Below are 19,065 nucleotides of genomic sequence, written 5' to 3' on the forward strand. Positions count from 1 at the left end.
GTTTGTACAGGGGGGGCATCAATGGCAAAACTGGTTCAGTCGAAGATCGCCTATGGAGGCGATTACAACCCGGAACAGTGGCCGAGGGACGTGTGGGATGAAGACGTCCGAATGTTTGAACTCGCGAATATTGATATCGCAACCGTGGGTGTATTCTCTTGGGTCAAGCATCAACCAAACGAGGAAACGTACACCTTTGAGTGGATGGACGAGGTGCTGAATCATCTCCACAACCACGGTATTCGCGCATGTCTTGCAACCGGGACCGCTGCGCATCCGGCGTGGATGGCAAAGAAGTATCCGGACATCTTGCGGGTAGATTTCGCGGGCCGAAAGCACAATTTTGGACAGCGGCACAATTCCTGCCCAAACAGTCCCACGTATCGTAAGTTCTCTGTGGCACTGGCTGAGAAACTGGCCGAGCGCTATAAGGACCATCCTGCTTTAGCAGTTTGGCATATCAGTAACGAATACGGCGGTGCATGTTACTGTGATAACTGTGCAAGGGAATTCCGTGTCTGGGTAAAGAACCGGTATCACACAATTGATCGGTTGAACGAAGTCTGGAACACTGCTTTCTGGGGGCATACGTTTACCGACTGGGATGAAGTGGTTCCTCCAAACCTGCTCAGTGAGCATATGAGCGAATCACAACCCACAAGGACGGCATTCCAGGGGATCTCGCTTGATTACTCGCGCTTCATGTCGGATAGTATCTTGGCTTGTTACCGGCTGGAGTACGACGCTATTCGCAAGCACACGCCAAATATCCCCATCACGACCAATCTGATGGGTACGTTTAAACCACTGGATTACTTCGAGTGGGCGAAGTACATGGACATTGTCTCTTGGGATAACTATCCGGCGTACGACACACCGCCGTCGCAAGTGGCCTTCCGGCACGATTTGATGCGCGGGCTCAAACATGGCCAATCCTTCATGCTGATGGAGCAGACACCGAGCCAGCAAAACTGGCAGCCGTACAATTCTTTAAAGCGTCCCGGGGTTATGCGCTTGCAAAGTTATCAAGCGGTTGCTCATGGTGCGGACACGGTGATGTTCTTCCAATTGCGGCGTTCTCGCGGTGCATGTGAGAAGTTTCACGGTGCAGTCATTGAACATGTTGGACACGAGGACACCAGGGTGTTTCAGGAAACTGCGCAACTCGGGCATGAGTTGAAACAACTCGGTGATCGGCTTCTCGAGGCCCGTACCAAGGCAAGCGTCGGTATTTTGTTCGACTGGGCTAATTGGTGGGCGGTGGAATACTCAAGCGGACCGAGTGTTGACTTGAAGTATGTGTCTGAAGTCACGAAGTACTACGAGGCTTTGTACAACGAGCATATTTCGGTGGATGTCATTGGAAAGGAAACTGACTTCAGCCAATATGACATCGTCATTGCACCGGTGCTTTACATGGTGACGCAGCAGGATGCGGAGAAAATCAGGGCCTACGTGAAAAATGGCGGCAAGTTTATCACCACGTTTTTCAGCGGTATTGTGGATGAGCACGATCTCGTTCATCTCGGCGGCTATCCAGGCCCTCTGCGCGATGTGCTCGGTATCTGGTCTGAGGAAATCGATGCGCTGCCCCCGAACAAACACAATCAAATTGTTGTTCAGGAAGCGGATGGGCGGTTTCAGGGCACCTACGATTGTTTTATGCTGTACGATCGGATCCATTCTGAAGGAGCAGAAGTTCTGGCCGTTTACGGCGACGATTTCTATCGTGGTGAACCCGTCATAACCCGGAACCAATTTGGTCAAGGTTTTGCCTATTATGTGGCTTCGAGTCCAGATGACAGATTTTTGCGTGATTTCTTGCGGGTAATTTGCGAAAAATCAAGTATTCAAAGTCTGATCCAAGCATCGGAAAAAGTGGAAGCCACACTTCGTGAAAAAGACGGCCAGGCCTATCTCACAGTACTCAATCACAGCAGTGAGCCGCAGGCTGTCACGCTGCTCGCTGGACGTGGAACTGATGCACTGAGTGGTAGGGTCGTAGAGGGATCCTTTGTCGCTGAGCCTTATGGGGTTTATATCATTCAGCTGAAAATCATTTGACAAACCTTGCTAAATCAGCATTTTTAGGGATTCCGAAATACTGTTGACAGAGGGCTGGGGTGGACACACCATTTCCAGCCCTCTTAATTTTCAAATTAAAATGTGATTGACGAACAATAACCCAGATGATATAAACGGATCAAGAGAAAACGCTTTCTCTATTTCATACAGCTTAGATATTCAGGGATATGCGCAGACACGGAACAGTCGGGAAGTGGTCCTGAAGTGCACAGTGGTTGGTTTTGCCGAGTCATTTTTAATCTGTACCGAATGTGGTCACGTGTCCACATTCACCGAAAAATGTATCGCGGTCATGTGTCACGGTGTGATACAGCAGATTACTTGGGGGTGCTCGTGTGAAAAGTAAGTTCAAAAAAATCGGTATTGCGGGAATTGGCGTTCTAGGTATCACAGCTCTGCTTGCGGGTTGCGGATCCGGAGGATCCAACGGCAGCTCAGGTGGATCAGGAGGTTCAGGTTCATCGAACACCGCAAACTCAAACTCAGGACCTACCAGCCAACCGGTCACACTCAAAGTTATGGGGTGGAATATCGCCGAGGGGACACTTGTATCTGACGAAGCGTTATTCAAAAAGATTCACCCAAATGTGAGCTTTAACAACGTCACCGTGGACAGCCCGCCGAATACGTACACGAAGTACAATGCAGAGCTAGCTGCTGGTGCAGACGTGCCAGACGTCATGATTGTCGAGACCAGTCAAGCTGGCAGCTTCTTAAAGAAGTTCCCGAACTCCTTTTTGGACTTGACAAGTTACATGACCCCGATGAAGAGCGATTTTGCTGCCGCTAAGTGGCCAGCACTGACCATGAACGGAAAGATCTACGGCATTCCTTGGGATATCGGTCCGGCGCTGGTATTTTACCGTACCGATCTGTTTAAGCAAGCCGGCATTAATCCGAGCAGCATCAAGACCTGGAACGATTACATTGCAGCCGGCCAGAAGTTGACGCAGCACTTTGGCGGCAAGGTCAAGATGACCACTGGCTCCTACGCGAATGACGGTATGTTTAAACTGCTGATGAATGAGCAGGGCTCGTACTACTTTAATCAGAGCGGCGATATCACGCTGACGACGCCAGCTGCACAGACGGCAGTCAGCATAGAGAAGAAGATGTGGGATTCCGGCATCCTCATGCACGTGCCAAGTGCAACGGGTTGGAATGACACCATTAAAGCTTTTGTGAACAACCAAATTGCCTCTGCGATTATGGGTATCTGGTACGTAGGTACCATTGAAGGGTCAGCCCCGAGCCAGTCTGGGAAATGGGCAGTGATGCCGCTGCCGGCCGTGTCGGCTGGCGGGAACACTGCGGCGAACTCCGGCGGATCGAACCTGATGATTTCCGCTCACACGCAGCATCCGAAAACCGCGGAGGAATTTGCTCAGTTCTGTATGACCAACTCGCAGGCACTCGATATCTCGATGAAAAACGGAATTTACCCATCGTATCTGCCGTATTTAAAGAACTCTCCGCTGATTTCTCAGGCACAACCATTCTTTGGCGGACAAAAGGTATTTCAGATTGCATCCAATGAGGTACCGAACATCACTCCGGCCAACCACACATCTGACTTTACGGTGGCTGAGAACTATGTCGATACGGCACTGGGACAAATCTTCACCAATAAGTCTTCCATCTCCCAGGGACTCAGCTCCGCAGCAAACAAGTTGGCGCAGGAGACAGGGCGCAAAATTTCATCCCAGTGACAGACTGTATGGTCACAGTGGACCAATCCTGATTCAAACAGCGTGAACACGCCGGGGCCGCGAACGCGGCCCTTTCAACAAACATCAGGAGGGAGGTTGGACAGACATGTCATCTACACTTGAACGGGAACAAATCCCAGCGCGTCGGAGGCACAGAGGGAACGTTCTGTATCCGGCCTCAACCCCATACTGGTTTGTCGCACCGTTCCTCGTCATCTTTCTCGCGTTTTTGGTATTCCCGATTATCTACTCGCTGGTCATCAGCTTTTCTCAGTGGTCAGCTGGATCGTTGCACTTCAGAGGACTCTTCCAATACTCAAAACTGTTCTCTGACGGTCAATTTTGGCACTCCCTCGCGAACACCTTCATCATCCTAATCATCCAGGTCCCTGTGATGATAGGACTCGCGGCCCTGTTTGCAACGTTGCTGAATTCACCTCGTTTAAGGTGGAAACCGTTGTTTCAGTTGGGCTTCTTCCTGCCGATTTTGATTGACAGCGTAGCGTACTCTATGACGTGGTCGTTCATCCTTGATAATCACGGACTGATTAACCATATCCTCAATACGTTCGGGATTCCGAGTGTGAATTGGCTGGGGAATGCGGTCGCGGCCAAGGTCAGCATTATGTTGGCCATTACCTGGCACTGGACAGGTTACAACGTTGTCATTTTGCTGGGCGGTATGCAGTCGATGCCTTCTGAGGTGTATGAAGCCGCCCGGGTGGATGGAGCAAGTGCCATTCGGCAGTGGTTCTCCATGACGTTGCCGTTACTGCGTCCGATTCTGTTGTTTGAGGCTGTCCTCTCCACGATTGGAACGATGCAGCTATTCACTGAACCGTTTATCCTCACCGGTGGGGGCCCCGCGAACTCGACGCTGACACCGGTGTTGTACTTGTACAAAATGGGATTCCAGACGTTTGATTTCGGGTATGCCGCGGCCATTGCGTATGTCTTGGCCATCATCATTGCGGTGTTCTCTGTCATCCAGATGCGGTTGACCCGTGGGGGTGAGATTTGATGTCTGCAAAACGCCGTTTCACGGTGTCCGATTTCTTTTTACATCTGGTTGTATTAATTGGCTTTGTCGTTTCCGTCTACCCCATCTACTGGATGTTTGTGTCGAGCACACAGGACAACGAGCAGATCTTCGGTCAAAGTACCTACCTCGGGTTTGGGCATTCGTTGGGGGCAAACTTTCACGATCTGATGGTGAACTCCGGCATCAACATCTTTCGGGCCGTTGGAAACAGCCTGGAGATTTCCATTATTGCAACGCTCATCGCGGTGTTGTTAGCGACGCTTGCGGGATACGCATTTGCTATCTATCGCTTTCGCGGCTCAAAAGCGATGTTCAACATTTTTCTCATCTCGCTGATGATCCCGCCGCAGGTCACGATGATCCCGCTGTTCATTCTGATGAGCAAATTCCACCTTATTAATACGATGTGGGCTGTCATCCTGCCGGCACTGGTTACCGTATTTGGTGTGTTCCTGATGCGGCAGTCCTTTATGACATTTCCAGTCGAACTCTTGGATGCGGCGCGTATCGACGGACTCGGAGAGGGCCGGATTTTCCTGCGAATTGTGCTGCCTTTGATGCGGCCCATTCTATCTTCACTTGGCATTCTGACCTTTCTTGCTTCCTGGACGAACTTGCTGTGGCCGCTGATTGTGTTGGACGATGCATCCAAATACACAATTCCTGTGGCTTTATCCACTTTGATGAGTACACAAACGTCACCAAATTATGGGATGATTATGCTTGGGGCTTCGATTGCGACGATCCCGATGCTCGTTATCTTCCTTTTGCTTCGCAAACAATTCGTTTCCGGCATCATGAGCGGCTTTTACCGCTGATGAAGAGATATAAACAGCTCCGTAAGGAGCGCATAGCTTGGTTCCGCTTACACAAAGGCAGTCAATATGGCCCGGGAATGTAAGAGGCGGAAAGAGCTCACTTGCAAGGGGTGGTTGTTTTGGTCACGCGTAAAGATGTTGCTGAACTTGCAGGAGTTTCGTCGTCGACCGTATCCCGAGTGCTAAACAACGGTTATGTGTCCGAGGACGTTCGGATGCGAGTCGAGAAAGCGATCCAGTCGCTCAACTATGTGCCAAACCGGGTCGCCCAGAGCCTGCGTATGCAAAAACTGCGGCAGATTTCCTGTATTACCCACAATATCTCAAACCCGTTTTACAGTGAAGTTTTGCTCGGCATTGAAGAAGCGGCGTATCACAGTGGCTACACGTTTTCACTCTATAACGCGAACTTTGAAGTCCGGGACTACGAGCATGTGGTTCAACAAGGACTGCATGACGGCCTCATCGTCATGTCCCCGGTTGAACTCATGAGCCAGTTAAACAATGTGATGCAGACGTTGCCAACCGTTGTCCTTTGGGATTGGAAGAGCCAGTCACCGATTCCATCTGTGCATGTCGATCTCGCCAAGGCGATGCGTACGAGCGTAGAATACCTGGTCCAAAATGGTCATGAGCGAATCGTGTTTCTCGGTATGGATGCGACGGACAGCCAGGAAAATCCGAGGTTGCACGGGTACTTACAGGCCATGAAGGACTATGGATTCAAGGTCGACGAGTCGATGCTCCAACTGATTCCAAAGTGGCAGGACAACTTCCGAAACGGCTATAACCAAATGAAACGCCGCTTGCTGGCTGGCCTCGACTTTACTGCCGTGGCTGCATCCAATGATCTTCTGGCGGTGGGCGCACTGCGTGCTATTCAGGAGAGCGGGCTGCGTGTGCCGGATGACGTGTCGATCGTCGGGATCGACGACATCGAACTGTCTCAGATGGTGACACCATCTTTGACGACAGTGCGCATTCCCAAACGAGACATCGGTTGGTCCATGTTTGAACTACTGCACGGGTTGATGAACGGCACCGTAAAAAAAGATGCCAGAGTTGAGCACAAGACAGAGCTTGTTGTACGGGAGTCGGTTGCATCCATCCGCACACGCGTACGCACAAGATAGATACAGTTTCACTTGACTGATACACCAGGCAGAGACAGAGGGAGTGTGCAGCGTGGATGTGATTCGTCCATATCTAGGCCAGCGACAGATCTATGACTTCAATCAACAATGGAAGTTTATTGCACAAGACGAACCAGGGTTTAAAGATGTGGATGTAAACGATGGCGAATGGGAAACGATCCACCTGCCTGCCCCGAACCGCTTACTCCCGCACAAGGATTTCCCAGTTGAAACCTACCAGTTTTGCAGTTGGTATCGAAAGCACTTTACACTGCCGGAGAGTGCGGCTGGCCAGCGGATCGTCCTCATGTGCGACGGTGCGATGGCTGTGGCTGAGGTGTTTGTCAATGGACAACACCTGGGGATGCACGCGGGCGGATACACCTCGTTCTCACTTGACATCACAGATGCGGTCAGGGTGGGAAAGGACAACGTGATCGCCATCCGTCTCGATTCGACCCGTCGCACGGACGTTCCACCGGAGGGCGGGATCGTCGACTATATGCTGTTTGGCGGGATGTACAGAAATGTGTACATTGCGGTGCATCATCCTGTTTATCTAGAGGACGTTTTTCTTACGACACAAGCAGTGACGGATGAGGGCGCGCGGCTTCGTGCGCAGGTAGAAGTCGCCAACCTGACAGCAAATCCATGGACGGGGACTGTCTCGATCCGGTTGAACCATCGAAATGGCGCGGCTATCGACAAAGCTGCATTCGACCTCGGCAGCGCACTCGGATCGGATATTCCGTTTGACAAGAGTGCCGCTCTTGAAAAGGGTGCTCCTATAGAAACTAGTACTCCTATAGAAACTAGTGCTCCGTTTGAAAGTACTTATGAAGTTGATCTGACCGCAGGCGGCGTCTCTACGGCCGAATGGGAGTTCTTTGTCCCGGGTGCAAATCTGTGGGACGTCGATGATCCGCAGTTGTACCAGGTGACCGCTCGTCTTGTGTCTGACAGCGGGGAAGTGTTTGACGATGCTGCATTTCGGTTCGGGGTCCGCACGGCCACACCTCACGCGGATGGACTGTTGCTTAACGGCAGGGTGGTCAAGTTGCGTGGATTAAACCGGCATCAGTCGTTTCCGTATGTGGGGGGAGCTGCCCCCAAGCGGTTGCAACGCCGGGACGCATACGTCTTAAAACACGAACTCGGTCTGAATTATGTTCGCACATCCCATTACCCGCAGGACCAAAGTTTTCTGGATGCCTGCGATGAGCTTGGGGTGCTCGTTTTCACTGAACTCCCCGGCTGGCAGCACATCGGCGACGAGGCTTGGCAAAATCAAGCGCTTGATGACCTGACATCGCTGATCACAAGAGACCGAAATCATCCATCCATTTTTATGTGGGGCGTGCGCATCAACGAGTCGCGAGATGATCACGATTTTTATATCGCAACGAATGAATTGGCAAAGTCTCTCGATCCGATGCGGCCCACTGGCGGCGTCCGCAACTTCAGGACGAGCGAGTTTTTAGAAGATGTATTTACCCTCAACGACTTCTCAATGGACCTGATGCCGACCGTGCATACGCCGCAGCTCATCACGGAGTACATGGGGCATATGTATCCAACCGCCCCGTTTGATCCGGAACCGAGGTTGGTTGAACACGCACTCAATCACGCAAGAATTGTGAACAGTCTCTATGGTCGCGATGACTTGATGGGGGCTTCAGGTTGGTGTGCATTCGACTACAATACGCACAGTCAGTTTGGACCCGGCGATATGGTTTGCTACCACGGTGTTATGGATATGTTCCGGCAACCTAAATTTGCGGCCTGGTTCTATGCGTCGCAGCAGCCGGCAGAGGAGCGGATCGTGCTTAACGCAGCAAGTTACTTTACGTTTGCAAGTGCCCCACACGATGTGATGTTGCGGGAACTCATCGATATTACGGCGATGGAACAGGAACTGGCTTCAGCCAAGTACCGTATGCCCGTCTATGTGTTCAGCAACTGCGATGAAATCGAGGTACACCTAAATGGACATTCGCTTGGTCGATTGCTGCCGGACAGAGACACCTTCCCAAACCTTCCTCATCCGCCGTTTGTTTTCTCCGTTCACGGTTATCAGGTCTGCGGCGGGGTGGACATCACTGGATATAAGGATGGGCAACAGGTTGCACAGACCCGTTTGCAAACTCCTCAGGGTGGCACGCGTTTGAAGTTGCGGGCAGACGATGTGGAACTTGTGGCGGACGGAAGTGACATGACTCAGGTCATCGTGGAACTTGTGGACCAGAACGGAACGCGTTCCCCGTATGGAAATCGGGCAGTTACGTTCATTTGTGACGGCCCGGGCGAGCTAGTCGGCGAAAACCCAGTGGCAATGGAAGGCGGGCGAATGGGTATCTTCGTTCGCGCGGGTATGGTTCCGGGGACGATTCGTGTTATTGCCTCCGCTTTTGGGGTAGAAAGTGCAGAGACAGTAATTCGGACCACACTGGATACATCGCCACGACTGTGAGGGGCTGTTACCAAGGTCACATCACGACGGACACAATCGAGATTCCAGCGAGGTTGACAGGAGGGACAGCATGATTCGTGAAATATACGATCGCCAGATGAGTACCGGGGTCGCAAGCAGGGCCGACAATGGTGACCCGCAGGGCCAGCAGAGTACGGGAGCCGCAAGCAACATCTCGGATAGCGACCGAGGCCAGCACCGGACGTGGGTCCTTGAGACCAAGTCGTCCGCGTATTGTATTGCGGTCGCCAACGGCTCACCGATGTCCACCGGATCGGCCTCACAATTGGTTCACCTATACTGGGGGCCGACGTTGCCGCGCGATGAGGATTACATACAACACATTACGTTTCCTGAACGGAGCAGTTTTGACTACGCGCCGCTCATCTGGCCGCATGAGTACCGGCCGTGGCACGGCCGCATGTACCAGGAGCCGTCTCTGAGGGTAACATTTTCAGACGGAACGCGGGACGTGGCATGGAAGTTTGAGCGTGCTGAAGTGGCAGCTATGAAGGATACGCATCGATTGACCCTTTGCTTCTCCGATCCGAAAGGCCTCGACATCAAACTCCACTACGAAACGCGGGACGAGCAGGACGTAATCGCCCGCTGGGTAGAAGTAACAAACGTGTCTCAGGATATCGTGCAAGTTACCCATTTGTCGTCAGCGGTCTGGAGCTTGCCCATCCTGCCGGCATACCGCACCACGACCGTCTACGGAGACTGGGGGCGGGAGTTCCAACTGCAGCGTTCGTTCCTATCTTACGGCAAGCAGGTGATTGAGAGCCGCAAGGGACATACCAGCCATCAAACGAACCCGCTTTTCATGCTTGACAGCGGGAACGCGAATGAGGAGTCTGGCGACGTTTGGTTTGGAGCTCTTGCATGGAGCGGGAACTGGAAAATCGCATTTGAGCGCAACACCCACAATCAGTTGTCTGTGTCTGGCGGCTTAAACGACTTTGACTTTGTGAGTGTACTTGGCCCAAGGGAAAAAGTGGCTTCACCGCATTTTTATGCGGGGTACACGAATGACGGGTTTGGCGGTGCGAGTCGGGAGATGCACAGGTTGGCGCATCGGATTCAAGAGGAATTTGGGACAAAGGAACGCCCGACACCGGTGTTGTACAATTCCTGGGAAGCGACGTACTTCGATGTCAACGAACCGGATCAGATGAAACTTGCCGAGATTGCGGCTGACCTCGGCGTTGAATTGTTTGTCGTGGATGACGGCTGGTTCGGTCGGCGCAATTCGGACACTGCCGGCCTTGGAGACTGGACGGTCAACCCGGAAAAGTTTCCAGACGGGCTCGATCCGTTGATTCGCCACGTGCAAGGCCTTGGTATGAAATTTGGCATCTGGGTGGAGCCGGAGATGGTGAACCCAGACAGTGATCTGTACAGGGCGCATCCGGACTGGGTATTGCACTTCCCGGATCGAGACAGGACGCTGGCTCGACATCAGGCAGTCCTCGACTACTCGAATCAGGCTGTACGAGATCACATTTTCGGGCTCCTCGACGAGCTGCTCTCGCGCCACTCAATTGCTTTTGTGAAATGGGATATGAATCGACCTCTGACAGAGCCTGGGTCTGCCACGCTGGCACCAGACATGCAACCTGAAGTCTGGACGCGGCACGTCGAGGGTTTGTATGAAATTTTGGGACGACTTCACACCCGACATCCGAACGTTGTGTTTGAGTCATGCAGTGGAGGAGGCGGTCGTGTCGATCTCGCGATGCTCCAATTCGCCTCCCAGTTCTGGACAAGCGACAACACGGACGCCTATGACAGGTTGCGCATTCAGGAGGGTTTCAGCTATGCCTATCCTGCGTCCACCATGCGGGCTTGGGTGACGGATTCGCCGCAGTTCATGAATCATCGAAAGGTGCCGCTCGTGTTCCGCTTTCACAGTGCCATGATGGGCGCCCTCGGAATCGGTGCGGACATCTCACAGTGGACGACGGAGGAACGCGAGGAAGCCGCCAAACGGGTGGAGCTTTACAAGACCATTCGACACCTTGTCACAGACGGCGAATTGTATCGTTTGTTGTCGCCGACGTTTGGCACGGTATCCGGGGCTGACACAGGTGGCATTGGTGCGGGATACGGTGGCGGATATGGGGTTGCATCAGGAGATGCGGGTGCATGGTCAGCGGTCGAATACGCAGACCAGAAAGGAACCGAGGCAGTTGTTTTTGTGCTTGGTCGCGGAACACAATATGGTGATCCGACACCTGTCATTCGTCCTGTCGGCCTCGACGATAACATGGTTTATACACTCGAGGTGCTTGATGTCCATACGGCAGATGAGCAACGCTTCTACGGCATGTGGGACCTTGCGCCGCGGTCAGGGTTGGCGTGGGCTCGGATGGGTTTCCGGCTTCTCTTGCGTGGGGACTACGCGAGTGCCATCATACGGTTTAAAGCGGTCGTGGAATGACCTGTTGGTGTTTTGGACGGCGTAAAATGGATTGCGTGGAATGGGCCGGGCCGGAGCACATGCAGGCCCACAGCCCGAAGGATGCGAGGTAAGGAGAAAACGTATGTTTGACGTAGTTGCGATTGGTGAGCTGTTGATTGATTTTACCCCCGTGTCGGGGAGTCTGCCGAAGACGAGCGACGTTGGCAATAACGGGTCGGCTCGGCCATGCTTCGAGCAGAATCCCGGCGGCGCACCGGCAAACGTTGCTGTTGCGGCTGCTCAGATGGGCAAACGGGCAGCTTTCATAGGAAAAGTTGGCGAGGACGCGTTTGGGAGGTTCCTGCGTGAGACTCTGGAGAGCCGCGGAGTCGACGTGAGCGGGCTGCTTTCGACGAATGCTTATCCGACTACACTTGCATTTGTACACCTGGATACATCCGGTGAGCGCTCTTTTAGCTTCTACCGCAACCCGAGTGCCGATGTCATGCTGGAGCCTGATGATGTCGATCCTGAACTGTTGTCACAAACGAAGTTATTCCATTTTGGATCCGTCTCAATGACCGCGGACCCTTCACGAACAGCGACGCTTGCTTCGGTTCGAGCGGCACGGAACGCGGGGGCAATCATTAGCTATGACCCCAATTTGCGTTTGTCACTTTGGAAGGATCAGGAGGCAGCAAAAGAGGTCATATTAGGTGCAATGCAATACGCTGATGTTCTGAAGGTTTCTGATGAGGAATTGAGATTCCTGACAGGAGAGACGGGAATTGAAGATGGGATCGAGGTCCTCCGGCGCTATCATCAGTGCGCGATCACGCTGGTTACTTTAGGAGCAGAGGGATGTTATTACTCGGCTGCATGCGGAAGCGGATCCGTTCCCTCGTATGCAGTGCATGCCATCGACACAACGGGTGCTGGAGATGCCTTTGTGGGTGCGTTTGTCTCGGAGTTGCTCGATGCATTGGATGAGTTGGAGAGACCAGGAAGAGCCCACGGCGTCGCAGGCATCTCTGCATCGGGCCCGGTACCAGTGTCAGACGAGACGACTGCTCAAGGCAAGTTCAATCGAAACATGCTGAATCCAAGCGTGTTAGGTCGAAGTACGCCGGGTCGAAACATGCTAGGTCGAAACATGCTAGGTCGAAACATGCTAGGTGGAATCACTGAAGAGAGGCTCCAGCAGGCGATCCGTTTTGCCAACACCAGCGGCGCGTTGACAACCACTAAGCGCGGTGGGATACCTGCACTTCCCACGAAGCGTGAGGTTTTTGAATATATGCAGCACCACCTTCCGCTGAACGAAGATTATTAATTACTAGATTGGAAGGGCCGCCATTTGGCGGCCCCATCTTATCAACGATTGAACGAAGCCTATTAAGATACCGAAAGGGCCTTGAGGGCTCGATAAAGCCGTTTTCTTCCCTTACCAAACTTCGTCGTCGACGAACCAAGCGGAGGTTAACGCCCGGATTTTCCCTTATGGGCTGTTTTGCCGGGGGTGGCGATAACATAACGCCACAAATTTCCCTTATGGCGTCTTTCCCGGCTATTTTTCTGTGACTGCCGGCCATCAACGAACAAAATGCTCGCTGTGACAGCGCAAATGAGGGGAAACAACCGAATAACGGACAATGTTTCCCTTAAATGTCCTACGTCTCGAACTGACCTGACGCACCCCTCGAACTGAACTGACCTACCCCCTTGACCTGACCTACTTCTTGCGTTTGCGAAAGCGCGCGGCCAATTCCTGATTGATGTGATTAAGATCAAATGCCTCAGGGTCGAATTCGTCGCCACACGAAGCAACCGCGTCATCGTGACCGGGATCATCCACATCAGCCAAGGCCTTTACGTGGACCTCGTAGCCGTAGGGGCCGCCGATGTCTTCGGGAGGGCAGGCGCGGGCGCCTTCTTGGCATCGGATCGCCCCGGATATCGCCCCCCCAATGGCTGAAATAGACTCAATGCGCAACAAGTGAATCCAGTCGTCGCCAAAGTCATAGTGGTAGGTCAATAGATCGTTCTGTTCCACGAGAAGGGCTTCCAAGGTTTCGGAGCGGGCGTCGAGATGGACCGGATCGGCCGTGAAGAAGTCGTCCAAGTCGGGGCGTGAGATCTCAAGCGGCCCATAGCGGAAGCGATACAGGTGTGCGCTCTCCCAGCCCATGACAACCTGAATCACCTGGTGCAGTTCTTGGAAAGTGAGCTTGCCTGGAACGCTGAACCGGCGCCAAACCACCGGCTTGACGTCAAACAGTTCGACGTAGAACGTGTACAGTAAGTCAGGTTCTTTCTTCTGCGGCATGGGTTAGCCTCCTACTCAATCAGATGCTGAGGATACTGCGGATGTCGTCCTCTGTCAGCGCGCTTAGGCCTTCGTCGTTTGCCTGGACGACGGAGTCGATGAGATCGCGCTTTTTTTGTTGCAACTGGTACATCTTTTCTTCAATCGTACCTTGGGTGACCATGCGAATGACTTGGACCGTGTTCTTTTGGCCGATCCGATGGGCCCTATCCGCAGCCTGCTCCTCGACCGCCGGGTTCCACCACAAATCGTAGAGAATGACCGTGTCGGCTCCTGTCAGGTTGAGGCCAGTGCCACCGGCCTTCAGCGAGATCAGGAAGATGGGAACCGCGCCTTGGTTGAAGCGGTCGCATAACTCGAGACGATCCTTGGCGGGTGTTTGGCCATCCAAATAGAAGAGGTCAAACCCGCGTTCCTGTAATTCCTGCTGAATGATGGCAAGCATCGACGTAAACTGCGAAAAGATGAGTATCCGCTGATTAGCAAGTCGGTACTCTTCGACAAGTTCCAGCAGTTGATCGAGTTTCCCGGAATTTCCCCGGAAATTGTCGATGCACAGAGATGGATGGCAGCAGATCTGTCGAAGCCTCGTGAGCCCCGCCAATATCTGAAAGCGACCCTTTTGAAACCCTTGTGTTTCGAGGCCCTGGATTGTCTCCTTTTGGAGTTGAGCTAGGTACGCCATGTATGCCGCCTTTTGCTCTTTCGTCAGCTCTGCTGTCTGTAAGGTCTCAATTTTGTCCGGCAACTCCGTCAACACATCCCGTTTCAGGCGCCTGAGGATAAACGGCCGTACATGACGGGCAACCAACTCTGGCGGCAGGTTGGAGAAGGATTTACGGCTTCCGAGCAAATCAGGGAAGACAGCCCGGAAAATGGACCAAAGGTCATCAAGGGAGTTCTCGACAGGCGTACCTGTGAGCGCAAATCGATGCACACTCTGAATCTCTCCCACGGCCTGCGCGGTCTGCGTCGTGTGGTTTTTGATGGCTTGTGCCTCATCGAGGATGAGGGTACTGAACCTAACATCGCGATACATGTCGATATCTCGCCACAACAGCGGATACGACGTGATGATGACGTCCGGGTGTTCGTTGCCATGATTGTGGCCCGCCGCAGCGACGATTGCCTCACGCTCGGCTTTATCGCCAGTGACGATGACAGCATGTAGCCCAGGTGCAAATTTCTCGATCTCACTCTTCCAATTATACGTGAGTGACGCGGGACAGACGATGAGAACCGGGGCGCCTGAGGTAATCGCGGCTGCGGCTTTCCCAGCCCCGGCTCGGCCTGTCATCAGGTCGCCTTGAGCCGGGCCCGCCACCGGATCGTCCCCAGTTCGAGTCCCTTCCCGCTCTGATAATAGGAATGCGATGGTCTGGATGGTCTTCCCAAGACCCATATCGTCTGCGAGAATTCCGCCAAACCCGTACTGGGCGAGCGTCTTCATCCACTGAAAGCCAAACTTTTGATACTCGCGCAGAGTGGCTCGAAGACCAGTCGGAAGGTCGACGTCAATATTGTCCGGGTTTCGGAGGTTGTCCAACCAGCGGCGCAAGGCTCGGCCGAACTTCACATGGCTCATCCCGTCGTGGCCCTCGATGAGTGGCAACGCGCGGATCGACGGAATACGCAAATCCAGAGTCTGTCCACCAGACTCTGCGGTGCCGCCGGCGTTGTCCTGCGATGCACCGGATTGTGGTGCCGCGCCACGCTGCGGATCGTCAACCGCTGCCTCTTTGCGCGACTTCACGGCCTTCTTCAAGTCGGACGGCTTGAGTCCTAACTCGCTGACAACCCTCTGCAGTTCAGAGAAACCTTCGGTCTGCAGTGAGACGAATGCACCACTTTCCAGCCGATGGTACTTCTTACGCTCGATCATCGACTGCAGCACATGCATGACTTCGTCCGCGGACAGGTCCCCAATGTCAAACGAGACTTCCAGCCAGTTTGTCTTTGTGTCGATCTCGATCCGACTTTTCGGTCTCACAGCCGCTGGTCGGATCCACCCGTCAACCGAACTGGTTGCGAACACTTCCACCCACTGTTCCAATTCAGGCAAGCGCTCGTATACGAATTCATAGATATAGTCCTCGCCAGAGAGAATAAGCTCGCCGTCCACCACGTCGAATCCGGATTGATAGAGGAACCTGACGATTTGCGTTTCCTTTATCAGGTCGCGCACGATGATTTGGCGCGTATCGGTATCTGATCCACTGTAGATGAGGGCGCCGGATTCGGTCGCATAGGCATCGGCAAGTTGGCCGCCGTCGGAATGGGTAAAGTTCCCGAATCCGTCGTCGCCCAACTGGCTGTTGGAGCTTCCAAAACGGTTATCTCCCAGGCCGTCAACGGTCCCAAAACGGTCGTCGTCAAACTCATTATCATCAGCATCCTGGCGGTTGAACGGATCGACGATGCTGTCCTCGTAGGTAAACACAAGACGACCAGTTAGGACGTCTTCGTCCCAGTATGGTGCCTGATTTGTGTATCGATCGAGATATAACTTGGCGTGTAACGGGGCTTCAATGACGCGGTCCCGAATGCTCGCGTCCACCTCAACTTGTCCGATTCTCCTGAGCCCTGGTAAAACCTCGTTCATAAACGGCTGAAGAGCATCTTCCGCGATAGGGATTTCAGTGTGCTTGGTCTCGGAGGAGAACCCGCTTGTCTTACTCGCCTCCTCGTCGTCAAGAGGGTGCGCGTCTTCGCTGCGCAGGAGCTCAAGTGCCCGCTGCCGACCGAGTCTCCGTTCGAGTTTCAGCACGCGATCGGCTTCCATCATGCGCTGCGACTCCAGCACCTTTTGTGTTTCGACAAACTGGCGGAGGACCACCGGATCCATCAGATGAAAGGTCGATCCGGATACGACACACCCATAGGACGGCAACGGAACCATGTCGTCCAGTCCGCTCACTTCGAGACCGTAGTGTCCTTCACCGTGTTTCACAATCTGCATGTTTACATCAGGTGTTTCTACCGTGACATGGATGGGCCCGACAGTGTTACCACCCTTACCAACGACGGTCGTGTCACTTTGGAGGAGCAAAGGGTGGAGTGATCGCCAGACAATTGGAGAGATGAACAGCGCTCTCTCATTGCCGCGGTAGGTGTATGAATAGTTTCCCATCATGCTTCGATAGAGCGCCTCTTCGTGCATCACTTCACACAGCACTCGAATAACCCGAAGGTCCTCGGGGCGGAAGCGATACTGGTCGGGACCGTAGGAGAACCTTGGCGTGAAGTAGAAAGGGCGGTTCTCTTCGACAGCTAGTAGAAAATCCCGGATTTTCTTGACGACGTATGTCTTCTGTGGGCCAATCTTCATCTCGATCTGGATGTGCTCACTCGCCGCAAATCCGCCTACGTGCGGGGCACAGAAAAACTCGACGCTTAGGAGCTCTCGACTATCAATCGTTGCGGAGCGGAGCGGCCGGGCGGACTGGGCAGTGCTGCTGGTACTGCCTGGGGCTGGTGCCGTGTTGCGGCCCGGGGCAGAAGCTGTGTTGCGGTCCAGGGCAGAAGCTGTGTTGCGGTCCAGGGCAGAAGCTGTGGCGCGGTCCAGATTTGCGCTCATGCTCATGCCAGAGCTCGCATTGTTACCAGTGGGCCAACTGGAGGCAGGAACTGTGGGCAGGGTGTCGTCGAGATCGACAGCCCAAAGGTCGTTCGACAACGCTGCGGCAGCTTCCGACCGTCGAAACAGGTCTAGCAGCCGTGTGGATGATGAAAAGTTGGGTGGATCTGGTTGCACCGTATCGTTTCGGGTATCGGTGGCAGCTGTGGCTGCATCGTGTGCAATTGTGGCTGCGGCAGCATCGGGTCGATCGGATGGGTGATCGGTGGGCACCATACCCGATTGACCAGCAAAATGGTCGGATGGCGCGGCATCGGATCGACCTGTTAAAGGGCTGGATGGCTCTGTAACGGATCGCGCGAGATCTGGCCGGGAATAGTTGCCGGATTTCGTCAAATCTCCAATGGCCATCAGGGCTGCGGCGACGTGCTTGCAAGCATCCCACGGATCAAAAATAGGGCAGTTGCAATCACCTTCAAGATGATACTCGTTGATGGTCAGATTGACCTCATAGACGCGCTTTCCACGGACGAGGGCGGTCCATTGCGCAGGATCGGTCTCGTCTTGGCGGACGGAGAGCACGCGTCCCTCTTCGTAATATCGCTTACCGCGACTATAGTAATTTGTCCCGCAAAACTCGCGAATTTGGCTGCGGGTAACTAGGGTTTCTTTCGGCACAGGATGTGATTCCTCCTGACAGTGATGAGTCAGCTGCGGTAGTGGGGGTGGATTCGTTCGCGCGGCCGGGGCAGGATCACGGTAGGATCACGGTAGGATCACGGTAGGCGCGACACTCCATTTGAGTCGCGGAGGCCAGGGTCTCACTCGGGCCACGAATCTCGATTACGCCAGGGACTACCCCCAACAGTCAAACTGACTACAGCTACGTCTATTGTGCCGGACTAAGAGACTACGGGCAAGGGGAGTTGAATGGACACAGTGGAAGGAAAGGGGGAGGCAGCCAAGTGGGAAATGGCAATACGGGAGGACCCTCATGGACAAAAGGCGACCTATTTATGGGAGGTAAAAGGATACAACGATTAACGGATACCACTTGAAGGCAAGTTAAGACTTTCAATGTGGAGATGAACGGAGTACCACACGCCTGACAGGTTCTTACGTCGGAACGATAAGGTGGATGTGAAGGGAGTGCGTGTTTAAGCCATGGGGTGCGGGCGTCGATTTGCGTCTCTTGAGGCTACCTTTATGCCACCTTGGCGCTACTTTGCCTACCTTGATGGCACCTTGATGGCACCTTGATGGCACCTTGATGGCACCTTGGCGCTACAAGGGAAGAAATGTTCGTTGATCGACGGAAAATCAGATCTCGGCGTCAACGAACGAACAGAATTTCCTCTATACCCTCCGATTCGGTCTAAATCAGGTGGGATTCACGCCACAAGGGAAGTTATGTTCGTTCTTTCGAGCGCAGTTTCTGGATAACTGCCTACTGGGGAAAAACTTGCCCTTAAATTTTTATACCCATATGGGTATATGGCGG

10 protein-coding genes are annotated in these 19,065 nt (G+C 53.5%); 8 read left to right on the forward strand and 2 right to left on the reverse strand.

What is annotated here, in order from left to right:
• The first annotated feature begins 21 nt into the window (after nt 1–21).
• The 8 genes from AN477_RS07320 (at nt 22) to AN477_RS07355 (ending at nt 12,994) form a co-directional block, all read left to right on the forward strand.
• The gene (locus tag AN477_RS07320) at nt 22–2,064 is read left to right on the forward strand and encodes a beta-galactosidase (RefSeq protein ID WP_054968511.1); all 2,043 of its coding nucleotides are present in this window, start codon (nt 22–24) and stop codon (nt 2,062–2,064) included.
• Nucleotides 2,065–2,420: 356 nt separating this feature from the next.
• Nucleotides 2,421–3,794 carry an ABC transporter substrate-binding protein gene (locus AN477_RS07325; RefSeq protein ID WP_054968512.1) on the forward strand — a complete coding sequence of 458 codons (1,374 nt, stop codon included), beginning with the start codon at nt 2,421–2,423 and terminating at the stop codon, nt 3,792–3,794.
• Between the two features lie 106 nt (nt 3,795–3,900).
• Nucleotides 3,901–4,815: a carbohydrate ABC transporter permease gene (locus AN477_RS07330; protein WP_083486047.1), complete on the forward strand. Its 915-nt coding sequence runs from the start codon at nt 3,901–3,903 to the stop codon at nt 4,813–4,815.
• On the forward strand, nt 4,815–5,654 hold the full coding sequence (locus AN477_RS07335; RefSeq protein ID WP_054968513.1) for a carbohydrate ABC transporter permease: 840 nt from the start codon (nt 4,815–4,817) through the stop codon (nt 5,652–5,654). The genes AN477_RS07330 and AN477_RS07335 overlap by 1 nt, the downstream gene beginning before the upstream one ends.
• A 119-nt stretch (nt 5,655–5,773) precedes the next feature.
• Nucleotides 5,774–6,787, forward strand: coding sequence for a LacI family DNA-binding transcriptional regulator (locus AN477_RS07340; RefSeq protein WP_054968584.1), 1,014 nt, complete (start codon nt 5,774–5,776; stop codon nt 6,785–6,787).
• Between the two features lie 52 nt (nt 6,788–6,839).
• Entirely contained in the window at nt 6,840–9,257 is a 2,418-nt protein-coding gene (locus AN477_RS07345) for a glycoside hydrolase family 2 protein (RefSeq protein WP_054968514.1), read from the forward strand.
• Nucleotides 9,258–9,327: 70 nt separating this feature from the next.
• Nucleotides 9,328–11,700, forward strand: a complete 2,373-nt coding sequence (locus AN477_RS07350; protein ID WP_054968515.1) for an alpha-galactosidase — start codon at nt 9,328–9,330, stop codon at nt 11,698–11,700.
• 103 nt (nt 11,701–11,803) lie between these two features.
• A complete protein-coding gene (locus AN477_RS07355) occupies nt 11,804–12,994 on the forward strand; it encodes a PfkB family carbohydrate kinase (protein WP_083486049.1) in 1,191 nt (396 codons plus the stop codon).
• A gap of 399 nt (nt 12,995–13,393) precedes the next feature.
• Here the strand turns inward: AN477_RS07355 and AN477_RS07360 are convergent, their stop codons facing one another.
• Complete coding sequence (locus AN477_RS07360) at nt 13,394–13,987, reverse strand: plasmid pRiA4b ORF-3 family protein (protein ID WP_054968516.1); 594 nt, start codon at nt 13,985–13,987, stop codon at nt 13,394–13,396.
• 19 nt (nt 13,988–14,006) lie between these two features.
• On the reverse strand, nt 14,007–18,242 hold the full coding sequence (locus AN477_RS07365) for a DEAD/DEAH box helicase (protein WP_054968517.1): 4,236 nt from the start codon (nt 18,240–18,242) through the stop codon (nt 14,007–14,009).
• Nucleotides 18,243–19,065: the final 823 nt, after the last annotated feature.

Source organism: Paenalicyclobacillus ferrooxydans (genome assembly GCF_001399675.1).
Taxonomy (GTDB): Bacteria; Bacillota; Bacilli; order Alicyclobacillales; family Alicyclobacillaceae; genus Alicyclobacillus_B; species Alicyclobacillus_B ferrooxydans.

Coding starts and splice junctions, on each gene's coding strand:
- AN477_RS07320 (WP_054968511.1), top strand. CDS start 22: ATGGCAAAACTGGTTCAGTCGAAGATCGCCTATGGAGGCGATTACAAC.
- AN477_RS07330 (WP_083486047.1), top strand. CDS start 3,901: ATGTCATCTACACTTGAACGGGAACAAATCCCAGCGCGTCGGAGGCAC.
- AN477_RS07335 (WP_054968513.1), top strand. CDS start 4,815: ATGTCTGCAAAACGCCGTTTCACGGTGTCCGATTTCTTTTTACATCTG.
- AN477_RS07350 (WP_054968515.1), top strand. CDS start 9,328: ATGATTCGTGAAATATACGATCGCCAGATGAGTACCGGGGTCGCAAGC.
- AN477_RS07355 (WP_083486049.1), top strand. CDS start 11,804: ATGTTTGACGTAGTTGCGATTGGTGAGCTGTTGATTGATTTTACCCCC.
- AN477_RS07360 (WP_054968516.1), bottom strand. CDS start 13,987: ATGCCGCAGAAGAAAGAACCTGACTTACTGTACACGTTCTACGTCGAA.